Below are 17,001 nucleotides of genomic sequence, written 5' to 3'. Positions count from 1 at the left end.
ACAACTGTAAATTTATGAAAATTAAATTAACTAAAGTTCCTATTTCAGTAAAAAAGGGACTCTTAATTCTTATTATGCGAACATTTATATTTTTGTTGTGTGCTACTGTTTTTGGTCTCTCGCCAAGCATTGTGTTATCACAAAATACAAGGATAAACATTGAAAGAGATCAAATAGCAACCGTTGATGAAGTTTTTAAGATCATCAAGGCGCAAACAAATGATTATGTGTTCATATACCCAGAAAAATTGTTCAAAGATTTTCCAAAGGTTAAGTTGGAAAAAGGATCTATAAGGTTGAACAAATTATTGGAAAAAAGTTTATTGGGAGCAAATGTAAACTTAACAATTACCCCAAATAACACAATATTAATCAAGAAGAAGTCATCTGAAGATATGCGGCAACGTACCGTATATGGAACAATTGTTGACGAAGCAGGTGAACCTATACCCGGAGTTACGGTGTTGGTTAAAGATGAACCAGGGGGAACAGCAACAGATATTAATGGTAAATATTCCATAATAGTACCAAACATAGAAAGTGTTTTGGTTTTTTCAAGTATTGGTTATAAAACCCAAGTGATAAAGGTAGGCAACCAAACTCAAATTAATTTAACTTTAGTTGAAGACTTAACCGAATTGAATGAAGTAATCATAAATGGTATTTTTGAAAGAAAAGCAGAAAGCTTTACGGGGTCTACTGTAACCGTACAAGGAGAAGAATTAAAAAAAGTAGGCAGCCAGAATATTTTTCAGGCCATACAAAACATTGATCCCTCTATAGCGCTTATCGATAATTTTGAATTGGGCTCTAACCCCAACAACATCCCCGATCTGCAAATTAGAGGAACCTCTACCTTTCCTGCCGATGATCAAACAGCAGGCTTTAAAGGGAATTACTTAAGAAACCCCAATCAACCATTATTTATATTAAACGGTTTTGAAGTATCAGCCGAGCGTGTTTTCGATCTAGACTTTTTCCGTATTAAGCGTCTTACCATCTTAAAAGATGCGGCCTCGAAAGCCCTTTACGGATCCAGAGCAGCCAATGGTGTGATTGTTATAGAGACTGATCTCCCAACAGGCGAGGAGGTTCGAATCACATACACGACCAATTTAGATTTAGAGGTGCCGGATTTAACCAGTTATAACCTTACCAATTCTTTGGAAAAACTCCAGGCAGAAACCTTGGACGGCTATTATCTATCAAATGATGCCGATACGTATGTAGAACTTCAACAATTGTATAATGCCCGATTAAAATTGGCTAGGGAAGGCTTAAACACCGATTGGATGGCGATTCCCATACAGGATGGTATCGGGCAAAGACACTCCTTAGGTGTGGAACTGGGAGGCGAAAACCTAAGTATTTTGGCCAACCTTAATTACCAAAAGAAAGTGGGGGTAATGAAAGGCTCGTTTCGTGAAAACATTGGCGGACAGTTTACCACCATGTACAACATTAATAAGTTAAGATTTAAAAACAGCACGACTATTATTGGTAATAACCAGCAGGAGTCTCCATACGGGCAGTATAGCGAGTATGCTATTATGAACCCTTACTGGAGAGCCAGAAATCCGGATGGCACCATTCCTTATTACTCAGAGTTTTTTAGCGATGGTACCGAACAAACCAACCCGTTGTTTAACTCCACATTAGATTCTAAAAATGTGACATCTTACCTTAACTTCATCAATAACTTTTACCTAGAGTGGGATATCATGCCATCCTTTAAAACAGTGGCACGTATTGGAGTGGACTTGAAGCGTAGTGATGCCGATGAGTTCTACCCCTCGCAACACACTAAGTTTGATGGATTTGTTGGTGATAGTGAAGTTAGAAAAGGATCTTATCAGGCCAATAGCGGGAAGAGCTCTTTTATTTCGGGCGATTTAAACTTCCGTTACTCCAAAAACATTCAAAAGCACTTTTTGTTTGCCAATGCAGGATTCAACGTAAGCGAAAGAAAATATCAGGAAATATCCTATCTGGCAGAAGGGTTCCCAAGCAGCCGTTTGAATGATATTACTTTTGCTAGAGCCTATGCCTTAGATTCCAGACCACAAGGTATTAGTGGGGTTTCCAGAGAATTAGGTTTCTTGGCCATTGGGTCGTATGTCTACGACAACCGCTTCTTAAGTGATGTTACTTATAGAACCAGTGCATCTTCACAATTTGGGGCGGACAAGCGTTGGTCGTCGTTCTGGAGTTTAGGTTTAGGTTGGAACTTACATAACGAAGCATTTCTTAGAGATTCTTTTATAGAACAATTTAAAATTCGAGGATCCATAGGATCTACAGGAAATCAAAACTTTAACTCTAACCAATCCATCGTTACTTATAACTATTACCAGGACAAATTTTACCAAGGTTACCCAGGCTCTTATATATTAAATATGGGAAATCCAGGGCTACAATGGGAAACAAAGTTTGATTACAATGGTGGTTTGGATGCCAAAATTGGAAATCTAACACTGCGTTTTGACTACTATGAGAGTTACACCGAAAACCTTATTACGGATATTACCCTTCCTTTCTCTACAGGGTTTAACAGTGTGAAGGAAAACCTAGGTGAGGTTAAAAACTCAGGAATTGAGGTAAATGCTTCCTATCTAGTATGGTCCAAAGGCAATAATTTTCTGAATGTGAATTTTGGTATCACAACCAATAAAAATGAAATCATTGAGTTGTCTGAGGCTATGAAAGCATTTAACGAAGCCCAAGATGCCATTGCTGGCGATGATGAGAACAACAGACCCGTATTAAAATACCAGGATGGGATGTCTATGAATGCTATTTGGGCCGTACCATCACAGGGTATTGATCCGGCATCCGGAAGGGAAATATATGTAAAGCAAGATGGTAGTACCACTTATGATTGGAATGCCGATGATATGGTGGTTGTTGGTAATAGCAATCCGGAATACCGTGGTGTATTTGGATTATCAGGCGAGTTTGGAGGTTTTGGTTTTAGTGTAACGGCTCGCTATTTAGGTGGCGGACAATTATACAACCAAACCTTAGTAGATAAGGTAGAGAATGTCGATATGACCTATAACGTAGATAAGCGTGTATTAAGTGGTAGATGGCAATACCAAGGTCAAGAAACGTTGTTTAAAGGTCTTCGTTATTATAACTATGAAACGGATAGATATAATTATAATGTACCGTTAACCAGACCGACCTCACGTTTTGTACAAGACCGTAAAGAGATAGACATTGCAGCCATTAATGTATACTACGATTTGAAGAAGCAATTAATCAACCCATTAGGTTTGGATCGTTTACGTTTTAGCTTTAACATGAATAATGTAGCACAGTTTTCTTCTATAGAAATTGAGCGTGGTACATCCTATCCGTTTGCTAGAACGATGTCTTTTTCACTTACTGCTAACTTTTAATAACAGAGATTATGAATAAGAATATATATAAAATCATATTAGGGGTTGCTTTAATAACCCTAACATTTTCCTGTAGCAATGACTGGTTGGACGAGAAATCGAATATGCAGTTAGGAGCCGAGGAACAATTTAAATCTACCGATGGCTTTAAAGATGCCCTTATGGGAGTTTACTTGAGTATGACTGAAACAGAGGCATATGCCAAGGACATGAACTGGAATTTAGTTGATGTATTAAGCCAGCAATATGCCACATTTCCTTCAAATGCTCAGTACGCAGGCGTACAGCAATTTAATTATGATACCCCCCGGTCCGTAAATCAAATAGAAGGTGTTTGGTCCAAAGCTTATAATACCATTGCCAATATTAACTTAGCCTTGGAAATGACAACGACCAATCGTAACGTGTTGGGAGATATCGATTATGCCATCATTAGAGGCGAGCTATTAGGATTAAGAGCCCTTGTACATTTTGATTTACTTCGTTTATTTGGATATGGCGATTTAGAAAACCGTACCAGTCTTTTGCAGGAAAAAGCAGTTCCTTACGTTACTACATTTAGTAAAAACATCACACCACAAGTTAGCTATCAAGAAACTTTTACATTGCTGGAAAGCGATTTAAATGAGGCCTTGCTATTATTGGAAGAAGATCCTGCATATGCCACGGATAAACCTGCTGGCTACTACGATGATGTGAACCGCACCGGGTTTTACGATCGTAGAGATCAACGCATGAACTACTATGCTGTAAAAGCATTACAGGCGCGCGTATTACAATGGGAAGGCAAGCAAACAGAAGCTGCATTAGTTGCCGAAACTGTTATCAGTAATTCTTTTGCAAGCCTTATAAACTCAGCAACCTATCCAGTAGCGTCCGATAAAATATTTACACAAGAACTTTTATTTTCATTGGATGTAGATGGGTTTATTGATATTGTAAACACTTTAATGACGGCTGAAGGTGATGGCTCAAATTACGATGCCTTATTCTACACCTCTAATTTTACAGATGACACCTTCGAAACCAACAATATTGATATAGGTGTTGCCGATGTAAGATATAACACCCTTATGGAGCAGCAATCGCGGGGTATTGTTAACTTAAAATTAGTGCAGGGCGGTACGGCAAGCAACGCTTATAACCAAATGCCCATCGTCAAGCTCCCAGAGATGTACTACATAGCTGCGGAAGCCTATGCCAAAAGTGGCGATGCCAATCAATTGGGTATGGCTATAGACTATCTTAATTTAGTGCGGAGTAGTCGTGGTATTATAGAAGATGTCCCTGATACAGCAACACAAGAAGAGGTCTTGTTAGAGATTAAGAAAGAATATAAAAAAGAATTTTTAAGTGAAGGCCAACTGTTCTTTTATTATAAACGAACAGGGGAGACAGAAATATTTGGATTATCGGATAATATCGAACTCAATGACGATGTCTATGTGTTACCTTATCCGGACATTGAATTTCAATTTGGAGCAGACCAATAATGTTTAACTTCTAAAAACAAAAACTTATGAAAAATATAATATATACCATAGGCCTAATTACCATGCTTTGTGTATTGGTATGGTCTTGTGAAAAAGATGAGATAGGAGCTTTTGAAGCCATGCCGGCCATTAATTTTGTTCAGGATTCCATTCAGTATTCATTTATACAGGAACCAGCAGACGAGCATATCATTGAAGTGCCTGTGGCTGTTATTGGTCAAATTACCGATTACGATCGCTTTTTTGAAGTCACCATAGAAGAAGGGGAGTCTACAACCGCCAGTAGTGACCTCTACGAAATTATGGAGGGGAAAATACCTGCCGGAGAGTTTGCAGGAAGTTTACAGGTTAAAGTAAAAAAGGACCCTATACTGGATGACGCGTCCGTTTCTATATTGATTGCCGGGGCAAGATCTAATGATTTTGAAGTTGGTAACATAGAAACCAGTAGTACCAAACTTATTTGGACTAACAAAATTGTAATTCCTGCTTGGACCTATTTTAGATTTTTCTTTACCAGATATCCTAGCACCGCAGCTTATAGAGCTTTTATTGCCAGTACAGGACTGACTGATTTTACTAGAAACGATTACATATATGTATATGGACCAACAGGTGCCCAAGCTTTAGGTGCCGCCTTTGGGGATTATATTAGGCAATATGAAATAGACAATGGAGAACCTTTGTTGCATGACGATGGCGATCATGCAGGCGAGGAAATCATCCCTATTTACTAATAGTTAAAAACGAAACGATTTATGAAACACCCATCTAATTGCATTCATACTATTAGAATGATTATCTCGGGTGTTCCATATGTCCTCTAAAACAATAAAAAATAAACAGATGAAACATATATTCAAACTCATCATATTTGCACTAGGCCTGGCCGTAGTGACTCATTCCTGTTCCAGAGATGGTAGTAGTTTTGATGTTAACACCATTAATGGTGTTGAAATTGATACGACTGGCATGAGCAGTTTAGCTGTACTCCAATTTGATAATTTGGTGGTACAGCCCAATCTTAATTTAGCAGGTTTATCAGAAAGTCAGTTAAGTTACGAATGGAAAATAAATCTAATACCTAACGATACTTTATATCAGGTACTAAGTGATTCTAAAAATTTAGATAGCCCAATAGCTTTCAAACCTACCAATCCTGGGTATACCCATCAATTGGTGTATACAGTAACAGACTTGAGTACAGACATTGACTATATCATGTCTTGGCCGGTAACCGTGTTGAATAATATTGGAGAAGGTATTGTGGTGGCCGAAACTAATGGTACTACCACCGATTTAAGTCATATTATGAGTCCGGAAGTGACCACCGATTACACAGAGGTTAGTGTTAAACACGAAGTATTCTCTAGTATTAATGGAACAACTATTCCAGGTGTTACCAAACAAATTAAGTATTACCAAATTTACGGTGTAAGTGCCTTGCTAGGTATTACAGATGAGAGTATTTATAGAATCCAAACCTTAGATTATACTTTGGTAGGCACTAATGATGATTTGTTTTTTACAGCAAAGCCAACCTATGCACCTCAGGCATTGGACCAAGTAACCCAAGGCAGTTTATTTATTAATGATGGTAAATTAACATCCACATATTTTGGTGCTTCGCGTCGATTTGGAGCTCCTTTTTCCTCAGATTACACTATACCAAGTATTGTTGCAACCAATCCAGTAGCCAATCCTCCAGTGGTGTTAAATTATTATGAGGAAACCATTGGTAAATTTATTTACCAACCTTCTATCACCCAGTTTGGTGACAGAACCAATTATGAGATCGCAGCCGATGCTACGGCACCTTTCGATCCTGCAGCAGTCCCCAATATGGAGAATCTAGCGGCCGGTGTAGGAACCAATGGTGATTTTAGACACTTACTTAAAGATAAAAGTACCGGTGCTATTGGACTTTATATCTTTAACGGTGGTGTGAGCGGGTTTCCAAGTCCCGAACCACCAGAAGCTATTGGATATTACGATTTAACCAGTGCGCCCGATATTGCACAAGCCACATCGTTTGTGTTTCTAAATGATCAAAGAATCTTGTATTATGCCACTGCTAATAAGATATATGCGGTGCTTTATGCTACTGCTACCGCAACGGTACAAGAACGTTATACAGCCCCTGCAGGCGAGGAAATCGGTGTTTTACAAATCTATCAACAAGCCGATTATCCATTCCGAAGCTCTGGCAGTTATTTACCCTTAAACAATAAGGCTTTAATGATGGCTACCTACAACGGTACTGAGGGTAAAGTGTACTTGTTACCATTTATCAATACAGGCGTTGGAAACATTGATACCCCTAATATCAAAACCTTCACCGGTTTTGGCCGTATCACGGCGTTAGGTACACAACTCTAATAGTCACTTTTAAATTGAAGTATTTTCCCCGTTGCCTTTACAGGCAATGGGGAAATAATACACGAATATTTTGCACCAGATGAAAAAGATATTAAAGATTGCTCAAACAGAATTGAGCATCCTATTTTATTCCCCTATAGCGTGGTTGGTATTAATTATTTTTATCATTCAATGCGGATTGGGTATTTCAAATTTACTGGAAGCCCGTGTGGCTTCCCAGGAATTGGGAAACAACTTAAAATCCTTAACCTTTGATGTCTTTGGGGGTTATAGTTCCTTTTTTAAATCCGTAAAAAAATACCTGTATTTATACATTCCCCTGCTTACTATGGGGTTGATGAGTAGAGAACTCAGTAGTGGCTCTATAAAACTATTGTTGTCTTCTCCCGTAAAAAACAACCAGATTATTTTAGGTAAATACTTGGCTATGGTTTTGTATAACCTATTGTTGGTATTGGTGTTGTTTGGGGTGGTGTTTATGGCAGGCATTGCTATAGAATCACTCGACATCACCTATGTATTGGGAGGCATTTTTGGACTCTTTTTATTAGCCTGTGCCTATGCAGCCATTGGGTTGTTTATGTCCAGTTTAACCACCTATCAAGTGGTGGCGGCTATATGTACTTTGGCCATCTTTGCCACCTTAAATTTTATGGGTTCTGTAGGGCAGAGTATCGATTTTGTGCGCGATATTACCTATTGGATGTCCCTGTCCGATCGGGTGGATAATTTCATTCTTGGTCTTATTAGTAGTAAAGACGTTATTTATTACTTGCTTATTATAGGCTTGTTTTTAACGCTGACCATCATGCGACTCAATGCCGGGAGAAAAACATATAGCAGTGCTACCAAAGCCTTACGGTATATGGCCGTTATTGTAGCCGTACTTTTAGTGGGTTACCTCAGTTCCTTGCCCCATATTAATGGCTATTACGATACCACACGATTTAAAAAGAATACGCTAACCCAAGGTACCCAAGCGTTACTAAAACAATTGGATAAACCTGTAAAAATTACGGTATACCCCAATGTAATTAATGTCTTTGCTAATATAGGCGCTCCAAAGTTCAGGATTTACGACCTCAAGCAGTTTGATGAATATACCCGCTTTTTACCCAATCTGGAAATTGATTATAAAGCCTACTACAACTACACACTAAATAACGCAGACAATACAGATAAACCTTTAAGAGAACGCGCTTTACGATCATCCATTGCTTATGGATATGACTTTGACGAGGTTATGACTCCCGAAGAAATGGATAGTATCATGCCCATGGCACCCGAGCGAAACGGCTTTGTAAGGGTTTTGGAGTATGATGGCAAAAAAGCCAAACTCCGCATGTTCTTTGATAATATCTGGTACCCAAAAGAGGCTGAGATTTCAGCAGCCATTAAAAATATTCTCTACGGTACCCCACAAATACGGTTGTTGACCGGACATGGCGAGCGTAGTTCCGATAAAGAAGGCGATAAAGGTTATAAGTCGTTGTTTAAAGAACTCAATGTAAGACGTTCTTTAATAAACCAGGGTTTTGAGATTTCAGACATGCCTTGGGATGCCGTTACCAATTTACCGTTGGATATTACCGTGTTAATTATAGCCGATCCCATTGAAGCCTACACCCAAGCACAGCAAGATGAAATCATAGCCTATTTGGAACAAGGAGGCAATGCCATTCTGGCCATGGAACCAGATAAACAAGCCTTGTTCAATCCCATATTAAAAACACTGGGTGTACAGTATTCCGAAGGGATGTTAATGGAAACGAGCGACGATTATAAAGCCGATTTAATACAAGGGCGTATCACCGATGCCGCATCGGAGCTTGGATTTACCGTAGGAAAAAATAGTGTGATAAGCATGCCCAATGCCATGGGGATAACCTATAAAGATACCCTAGGGTTTAAAGCCACACCTATATTAAAGACCAATAAGGCTACCACTTGGAATTATACAGGAGACAGATATATAGAAATGGATTCCATCGTATTCAACCCGGCTACCGATAAGCGAGCAGCCGCTACCATAGCCTTAGCACTTACAAGAGCCATACAAGGTAAAACACAAAAAATAATGGTGTTAGGCGATGCCGATGTGATGAGTAATAAAGAACTCTCCAGAAACAACCTGCAAAAACAAGAGAACTACACCTTTGCCAAAGATATGTTCAAATGGTTTACCGATGGCGAATACCCTGTCGATGCCAGCAAGCAAGACCCTATAGACAACAAAATATTAGTAAACCAAACACAATTGTCCTGGATGAAACTTCTGTTTGTTGGAGGGTTTCCGCTCTTTTTGGCACTATTGGGTATAGTAACCATCGTAAGGCGTATGCGAAACTAAAAACGACAACCTGTTTAATGATATAATATAATGGAAGAAAGTATTGCAAAAATTCAGAATCTATCCCACCGATATACAAAAGATTGGGCTATAAAAAATATAAACTTTGAAATAAAAAACCGTGGTATCTTAGGCTTGTTAGGTTCTAACGGTGCCGGAAAATCCACCACAATGAATATTTTATGTGGTGTCATTAACCAAACAGAAGGGGTGGCACTTATTGATGGTATTGATATTCGGGAAAACCCGGTAGAGGCCAAAAAACTTATTGGCTTCCTGCCACAAAAAGCGCCATTACATTTAGAGCTTACCGTGGATGAATACCTAACCCACTGTGCTTACATGCGTTCTATACCATCACAAGACATTGCGGCAGCCGTAGAAGCCGCTAAAGAAAAATGTGGTATAGCGCACTTTAGTAAGCGTGTATTGAAAAACTTATCTGGGGGGTATCAACAACGGGTAGGGATTGCACAGTCCATTATCCATAACCCCAAATTGGTAGTACTAGATGAACCAACCAATGGATTAGACCCCAACCAAATAACAGAAGTACGAAAGCTTATTAAGACCATTGCAGAAGATCGCGCGGTTATTCTTTCTACACATATCCTGTCTGAAGTACAGGCTACCTGCGATACCATTGTCATGATAGAGCATGGGCACACGGTTTTTCAGGACACCATGCATGCGTTTAATAACTATATACAGCCCAATACCTTGTTGGTGTCTATGGATACACCACCAAGTAGAGCAGACTTTTTAGAAATCCCGGGTATTACAGAAGTAGATTTTGTAACCCCAAACAGCATCCGCCTTACGTTCAATACCGAACCAGATATTACTAAAACCATCATAAAGATGAGTTTAGATAACAACTGGGGGCTTACGGAAATTCAATTGGAGAAAAGTTCTCTAGATGCCATTTTTGCACAATTGTCCAATAAAAAAAATGTTGCTGATTCATGAAGAAGATATTAAAAATAGCAAAGCTTGAGCTTAGCATTATGTTCTTTTCACCCATTGCCTGGATTGTACTCATCATTTTTTTCATCCAGACCGGGGTAACATTTACCGAGGTGCTTTATAAATTTGAAACCAACCAACAGCTGGGCCGTCCGCTACAAGTACTAACCAAAGTCTTGTTTGCGGGAGAGGATGGTATTTTGGCCATTGTTCAAAACTATTTGTATCTATACATCCCCCTTTTAACCATGGGACTTATGAGTCGTGAAACCAGTAGCGGCTCTATAAAACTTCTGTATTCATCACCGGTAACTATTAAGCAAATTGTACTCGGTAAGTACCTGGCTATGTTGGTTTATAACCTGTTGCTCGCCGGACTTTTGGCTAGTTTTATCATTGTGGGTATGGTATCCATAGAGTCTTTAGACATTCCTTTTGTTCTGGGTGGTATACTGGGTATTTACCTGCTTATGTGTGCCTATGCAGCTATCGGTTTGTTTATGTCCAGTTTAACCAATTATCAGGTGGTAGCAGCCATTAGCACGTTGGCAGTGCTGGCCTTTTTTAGCTTTATAGGTAGTGTAGGGCAGTCTTACGATTTGGTTCGCGAACTAACGTATTGGTTATCGATAAGCGGCCGTGCCGATGATTTTGTAAATGGCCTTATAGCCTCTAAGGATGTTATTTATTTTGTGTTGGTCATTGGGCTCTTTTTAATGCTCAGTATTTTAAAGTTGAGTAACGAACGTAAGACTAAATCGTCCGCTAGAAAAGCAGGGGAGTATGTATCACTCATTATATCCATGATGGTTTTAGGGTATATCACCTCGTTACCGACCATTAATGGATATTACGATACCACACGGTTTAAGGACAGGACACTGACCGAAACATCCCAGGAGATTATCAAAAAGCTAAAGCATAACATACACATCACCAGTTATAACAATCTATTACATTACACGGCAAGTTACGGAGCACCAGAAGAACGTATGAAAGATTTACAGCATTTTGAGATGTACCGACGGTTCATTCCTAAAATGACTATGGACTATGTGCACTATTACGATTCTGTACCCGGTATAGATACTACCAAAACCTTATTGCAATTAGCACGTAAAGCGGCCGATGTACGTCACATTGACTTTGATGAAGTCCTGTCGCCCGAACAAATACAGGCGCGTATCGATTTAAAGCCCGAAGGCAATCGTTTTGTGAGGTTTATACACTATGGCAACCAAACCATACCCCTTCGGATGTTTGATGATATTTTTGTATATCCTAATGAAACGGATATTACATCTACACTAAAACGACTTGTGCAAAAGCAAGGTATTGTAGGGGTGTTAACGGGACATGGAGAGCGTGATGTTTATAAAAATGGCGACGACTCCTATAAGTTCATAACAAAAGGGGTAAACATTCGGGGTTCACTCATCAATTCTGGTTTTGATGTATTGGATGTCAATCTTAAAACGGCCGATAGTCTGGACACCGCTATGGATGTGCTTGTTATATCAGATCCCAATAGCGCTTATACCGATGAAGAATTAACTAAAATTAAGCAGTATATACAAGATGGTGGTAATTTGCTTATTGCCGGAGATCCGGGAAAGCAAGAGCTCCTAAACCCTATATTGGATACTTTAGGACTCGCCTTTATGGAGGGTACACTGTTACAGGAAAGTGACAACTTTCAATTGGATTTAGTACAAGGTTTGGTAACCAATCAACAAGCCATCCCCGAATTTAAAATGCGGAACGGTTCTGTACTAGTAGGTCTCAAAGCTGTACCGATAGCTTATCAGGAAACCACCGATTTTAAGGTAACACCATTGGTGGTAAGTAATAAAGCGAACACTTGGCAACGTTTAGAACCTTATGACCTCAATACCCAAAAGATTGTTTTTGATAGTATAACCGATACCAAAGTAGAAGAGCCCATAGCTGTAGCACTTACCAAAAAGCTGTCCACAGGAAAAGAGCAAAAAATACTAGTGGTGGGGGATGCCGATTTTATGAGCAATGCCCAAATTAGTAGAAGAACACCAAATAATATTAACACGTCTTTTGCACTCAGGGCATTTAAATGGTTTAGTGACGGGGAATATCCTGTATCTGCAAAAAGACCAGCTTCAATCGATACCAAAATATTATTGAGCAGGACAGGCATTACTTGGTTAAAATTCGTGTTGTTTGCTGTAATACCACTAATTATAGCGGTTATTGGGAGTACTATTTTAATAAGACGCCGCAGAAACTAAATATACATGTAGATTATTTGAGTTAGTCGTTCTTAAATCTATCAAAAAGGGGTTATTGTTTTCAATAACCCCTTTTATAGTTCATTAAATAAAATGTTTCGTTTTTTTATTTATTTTTTCGTTTTTTTTCTTTTTATGTTTAAAATGCATATATTCGTAAATATATTAGTTCTAAGGGACTAACAACTAAACAACTAAACAACTAAATAAAACATATTCCATGCTGAAATTACCAATCTGGAGCTATCTGGCTATACTTTTTTCACTAATACTTGTAAGCTGCAAAACCCTGGAGCCAGAACCTGTAAAACCCCGCATATTGATCAGTAGTGATATAGGAGGCACCGATCCTGATGATAACCAATCCATGATACATTTATTAATGTATGCCAATCTGTTTCAAATAGAAGGTTTGGTATCGTCACCTTTTGGTCCCGGTAGAAAATCAGAGATACTTAAGATGATAGATTTATATGCGCAGGATTTAAGTGCCCTAAAAGCCAAGGCGCCCCAATTGCCCAGCCCGGACTATTTACGTAGCATTACCAAGCAAGGTGCTATTCCCGAAGCGCCCTATAAAGGCTACCGCTCAGCTACCGAAGGCTCCGATTGGATTATTACCTGCGCTAAAAAAGAAAGCGATCAACCCCTTTGGGTTTTGGTTTGGGGCGGTTTGGAAGACCTGGCACAAGCCCTCCACGATGCTCCTGAAATTAAAAACAACATACGGGTGTATTGGATTGGTGGTCCTAATAAAAAATGGAGTGTAAACGCCTATGCCTACATCGTTAAAAACCATCCAGATTTGTGGATGATTGAAGCCAACGCTACCTACCGTGGTTGGTTTATGGACGAAGCATCCCCAGAAACCCTAAAAGGCGATGCCTATTACGATAACTACATACAAGGGCGAGGTGCTTTGGGTAAAGCTTTTATAAATTATTATAAGGGCCATATAAAAATGGGCGACACGCCCTCTTTGGCCTATCTTATGGACGGCGATCCCAACATACCAGAAGGCGAAAGTTGGGGTGGTAGTTTTGTTCCTATTACTCATAGTTCCCGATCTATTTTTAATCGTCACACAACCATAGCCGATACCGTGACGACCTATGGCGTTATAGAATGGCATTTAAAAGGCCCTGAGTTAGAAATCCCTAGAGATTCCGCATGCTTTACCATGGAAATATCCAAACAAATCTGGTCTGGGTATTACCTTGGTGATGGTAATTATGGCATACGCTATGCTTCTAAAAAACCAGAAATTTGTACATACACAACGGCTAGCACTATTTCAGAACTGGATGGCCTAACAGGACAATTTGTAAGCGTCAATCCCTGGCCGGGACCTAAAACACCAAACGATTATGAGCTAGGATCGCACTGGTACAGTGATCGTCCAAACCCTGTATTGTTTATTGGGGAACAACAAGGTGCCAAAACCGTTTCTAAACATCGCGAAGCCTTTTTAATGGATTGGGCCAAGCGTTGGGCGTGGCTTAATAACTAAACAACATTCACATGAAATTATATAAACGGCCATTATTGCTGGTATTAATTGCAATAATTAATTTGTCTTATGCACAATCACCATCAAAAAAAGCGATTGTTTTAGAGGAATTTGTGTTTACAAAACAACCCACCAGAGACTGCCACGCGTCCTCTATCTTAGAGTTGGAAAATGGCGATTTGCTGTGCGTGTGGTTTGGAGGAACACGAGAAAGGCATCCCGATGTAAATCTTTGGATATCCAGAAAACCCAAAGGTGGAGACTGGCAAACGCCCGAGGTGGTTTATGATGGCGATGGAAACACCTTGTTCAACCCCGTGCTTGTTCAGTTAAAAGGCGGCGCTATTCAAATTTATTTCTTGAGTCCGGAAATTGATGATGGTCAGGTAACCACATCCACAGATAACGGTCATACCTGGAGCAAGCCTAAAAAACTTCCAGAAGGATTTACCGGGCCTCTTGTAAACAAACCTGTTTATATGGACGACGGAACCATTATTGCCGGCGCTAGTTTACAGGGCGCCCCCGGAAAACGCATTCATGTAGAGCGCAGTACCGATAATGGAAAAACATGGACGCGTACCCCATCTATAAGCGATCCCGTAAATACCAAATACCAAATTATTCAACCAACGCTTTTAGTGCATTCACAACAAAAATTACAGTTATTGGCGCGTCCTAATAGTAGTGGTGAAGACACCAAAATAGCACAAGCGTGGTCGTATGATGGCGGACTCACGTGGTCGCCCGTTACAGATACCAATTTACCTAATAACAATTCGGCCATTGATGCCGTCACCTTAAAAGATGGTAGGCATTTACTGGTGTATAACCACGCCACGCGCGAAGACCCCTTTGGCGGGCGCAAAGGTCGGGGCATTTTAACGGTTGCCATTTCCAATGACGGTGTTAATTGGGAAGCTGCTGCTGTTTTAGAGTACAGAACGGGGGCGGTGCAATACTCTTACCCGGCGGTTATCCAAACAAAAGATGGTTTGGTACATATTACCTATTCTTGGCACCGAAAGCGTATTAAGCATGTAGTTTTAGATCTCAATAAATTGGAAACATTTCCTATTGTAAACGGTAAATGGCCAAAAGATAAAATGCCTTGGATTGTGAGCCAAGAAAGTGAAAACGCTAATATAAAAGCGGAGGTTTTAGATTAGTAAACAATTAAACTAACAGAATTAAAATGAAACGGAGTAGGAGAATAATAAACAACTTAGCAATACTATTTCTGGTATTTTCGCTAGGTGCTGCCCAAGCACAGGAAAAGCCTCGTTTAGTTGTCCTGACTGATATAGGTGGCGATCCTGATGACCAAATGTCTCTAATTCGCCTTATGACCTACGCCAACCATTTCGATATAGAAGGCCTTATAGCCACACCCCACGGCGGTGACAATCTGGTAGAACCCGAATACATCCACAACATCGTGAATGCCTACGGTAAGGTGCGTGACAATCTGGAAACTCATGAGCCGGGATATCCTAGCGCTGCCTATTTAGCACAACATATTTCAAAAGGTCTGGCGTTGGATGGTATGGAAGGTGTTGGGGAAGGCAAAGATTCCCCGGGCTCCGAGTTGCTTATTAAAACAGTTGATAAGGCCGACAAGCGTCCTGTATGGGTAACCGTTTGGGGCGGTCCCAATGTATTGGCACAGGCCCTTTGGAAAGTACAGAAAACAAGGTCTGCAGAAGCTTTGGCAAAATTTGTGACTAAGCTTCGTGTTTATGCCATATCCGACCAAGATAATAGTGGTCCTTGGATAAGAGAAACCTTCCCAGAGCTATTTTACATTGTAACACCGGGGGTTAATGCCGGAGGCGGCTTTCACCACGCCACTTGGATAGCCATTGGTGGCGACAAGTTTCACGGGCGGTTTGATGGGGCCGATTTTTCACTGGTCACCAACGAGTGGCTCGAAAGACACATTAGAAGCAAAGGCCCCTTGGGGGCTATCTATCCCCATTGGGAGTTTATGATGGAAGGTGATACCCCGTCCTTTCTATACCTTGTAAACAACGGACTCAATAGTCCGGAACACCCCGAATGGGGCGGTTGGGGCGGCCGTTACGAATTATACACCCCAAAAACCGAAAAGTGGTTTTTACAACCCGAAACACGTCCTATATGGACCAATGTACAGGATGAGGTTTTGGGCAAAGATGGCGCTTGGCACACAACCAACCATGCGACTATTTGGCGCTGGCGTGAGGCCTACCAAAATGATTTTGCAGCCCGTATGGACTGGACCATAAAACCATACCATAAAGCCAATCATCCCCCCGAAGTAAAACTAGACCACCCGGCATACATTAAGGCCAGGGCAGGAGCAGAAGTATTATTAAGTGCTACCAGCACTACCGACCCCGATGGCGATGCCCTATCTTTTGAGTGGTTTTGTTACGAAGAAGCCGGTACACGGGCCATGTCCAATTCAAGAACGGGGGTAAAGCACGATATCTATGGGTTCGATCAGCCCAAAGCATCCCTTAAAGTAAAAACCAGCCGCGTAATGCCACCAGGCACTGGAACCATGCACATTATATTGGCGGTGACCGATCATGGGTCACCACGATTAACACGGTATAAACGTGTTATTATAGAGGTTGTAGAATAAAACATGAAT

Annotated in this window: 10 protein-coding genes; all 10 read left to right on the top strand. The window is 40.3% G+C overall.

Translation table 11 applies throughout. The annotated features are described in order from the left end of the window. Positions 1 to 14: 14 nt before the first annotated feature. A complete protein-coding gene (locus AC5SR4_RS16645) occupies positions 15 to 3,401 on the top strand; it encodes a SusC/RagA family TonB-linked outer membrane protein (RefSeq protein ID WP_495357404.1) in 3,387 nt (1,128 codons plus the stop codon). A gap of 11 nt (positions 3,402 to 3,412) precedes the next feature. Continuing rightward, the gene (locus tag AC5SR4_RS16640; protein WP_495357403.1) at positions 3,413 to 4,894 is read left to right on the top strand and encodes a RagB/SusD family nutrient uptake outer membrane protein; all 1,482 of its coding nucleotides are present in this window, start codon (positions 3,413 to 3,415) and stop codon (positions 4,892 to 4,894) included. A 26-nt stretch (positions 4,895 to 4,920) separates the two neighbouring features. After that, positions 4,921 to 5,631, top strand: coding sequence for a DUF4843 domain-containing protein (locus AC5SR4_RS16635; protein ID WP_495357402.1), 711 nt, complete (start codon positions 4,921 to 4,923; stop codon positions 5,629 to 5,631). 109 nt (positions 5,632 to 5,740) lie between these two features. Then, a complete protein-coding gene (locus AC5SR4_RS16630) occupies positions 5,741 to 7,273 on the top strand; it encodes a PKD-like family lipoprotein (protein ID WP_495357401.1) in 1,533 nt (510 codons plus the stop codon). A gap of 79 nt (positions 7,274 to 7,352) precedes the next feature. Further along, entirely contained in the window at positions 7,353 to 9,623 is a 2,271-nt protein-coding gene (locus tag AC5SR4_RS16625; RefSeq protein WP_495357400.1) for a Gldg family protein, read from the top strand. Between the two features lie 30 nt (positions 9,624 to 9,653). Continuing rightward, positions 9,654 to 10,592 (top strand): ABC transporter ATP-binding protein, encoded by a 939-nt coding sequence (locus tag AC5SR4_RS16620; protein ID WP_495357399.1) that lies wholly within the window; start codon positions 9,654 to 9,656, stop codon positions 10,590 to 10,592. Next, the gene (locus tag AC5SR4_RS16615) at positions 10,589 to 12,853 is read left to right on the top strand and encodes a DUF4350 domain-containing protein (protein ID WP_495357398.1); all 2,265 of its coding nucleotides are present in this window, start codon (positions 10,589 to 10,591) and stop codon (positions 12,851 to 12,853) included. The genes AC5SR4_RS16620 and AC5SR4_RS16615 overlap by 4 nt, the downstream gene beginning before the upstream one ends. A 220-nt stretch (positions 12,854 to 13,073) precedes the next feature. Continuing rightward, entirely contained in the window at positions 13,074 to 14,363 is a 1,290-nt protein-coding gene (locus tag AC5SR4_RS16610; RefSeq protein WP_495357397.1) for a nucleoside hydrolase-like domain-containing protein, read from the top strand. A gap of 11 nt (positions 14,364 to 14,374) precedes the next feature. After that, positions 14,375 to 15,532 (top strand): sialidase family protein, encoded by a 1,158-nt coding sequence (locus AC5SR4_RS16605; protein ID WP_495357396.1) that lies wholly within the window; start codon positions 14,375 to 14,377, stop codon positions 15,530 to 15,532. Between the two features lie 26 nt (positions 15,533 to 15,558). After that, entirely contained in the window at positions 15,559 to 16,992 is a 1,434-nt protein-coding gene (locus AC5SR4_RS16600) for a DUF1593 domain-containing protein (protein WP_495357395.1), read from the top strand. Positions 16,993 to 17,001: the final 9 nt, after the last annotated feature.

It is taken from the genome of Aestuariibaculum scopimerae (assembly GCF_059428085.1).
This window is presented reverse-complemented; position numbering and strand designations above follow the sequence as displayed.

Excerpts from the sequence above, each read along its gene's own strand:
- AC5SR4_RS16610 (WP_495357397.1), top strand. The coding sequence starts at position 13,074 with ATGCTGAAATTACCAATCTGGAGCTATCTGGCTATACTTTTTTCACTA.
- AC5SR4_RS16635 (WP_495357402.1), top strand. The coding sequence starts at position 4,921 with ATGAAAAATATAATATATACCATAGGCCTAATTACCATGCTTTGTGTA.
- AC5SR4_RS16600 (WP_495357395.1), top strand. The coding sequence starts at position 15,559 with ATGAAACGGAGTAGGAGAATAATAAACAACTTAGCAATACTATTTCTG.
- AC5SR4_RS16640 (WP_495357403.1), top strand. The coding sequence starts at position 3,413 with ATGAATAAGAATATATATAAAATCATATTAGGGGTTGCTTTAATAACC.
- AC5SR4_RS16615 (WP_495357398.1), top strand. The coding sequence starts at position 10,589 with ATGAAGAAGATATTAAAAATAGCAAAGCTTGAGCTTAGCATTATGTTC.
- AC5SR4_RS16645 (WP_495357404.1), top strand. The coding sequence starts at position 15 with ATGAAAATTAAATTAACTAAAGTTCCTATTTCAGTAAAAAAGGGACTC.
- AC5SR4_RS16605 (WP_495357396.1), top strand. The coding sequence starts at position 14,375 with ATGAAATTATATAAACGGCCATTATTGCTGGTATTAATTGCAATAATT.
- AC5SR4_RS16620 (WP_495357399.1), top strand. The coding sequence starts at position 9,654 with ATGGAAGAAAGTATTGCAAAAATTCAGAATCTATCCCACCGATATACA.
- AC5SR4_RS16625 (WP_495357400.1), top strand. The coding sequence starts at position 7,353 with ATGAAAAAGATATTAAAGATTGCTCAAACAGAATTGAGCATCCTATTT.
- AC5SR4_RS16630 (WP_495357401.1), top strand. The coding sequence starts at position 5,741 with ATGAAACATATATTCAAACTCATCATATTTGCACTAGGCCTGGCCGTA.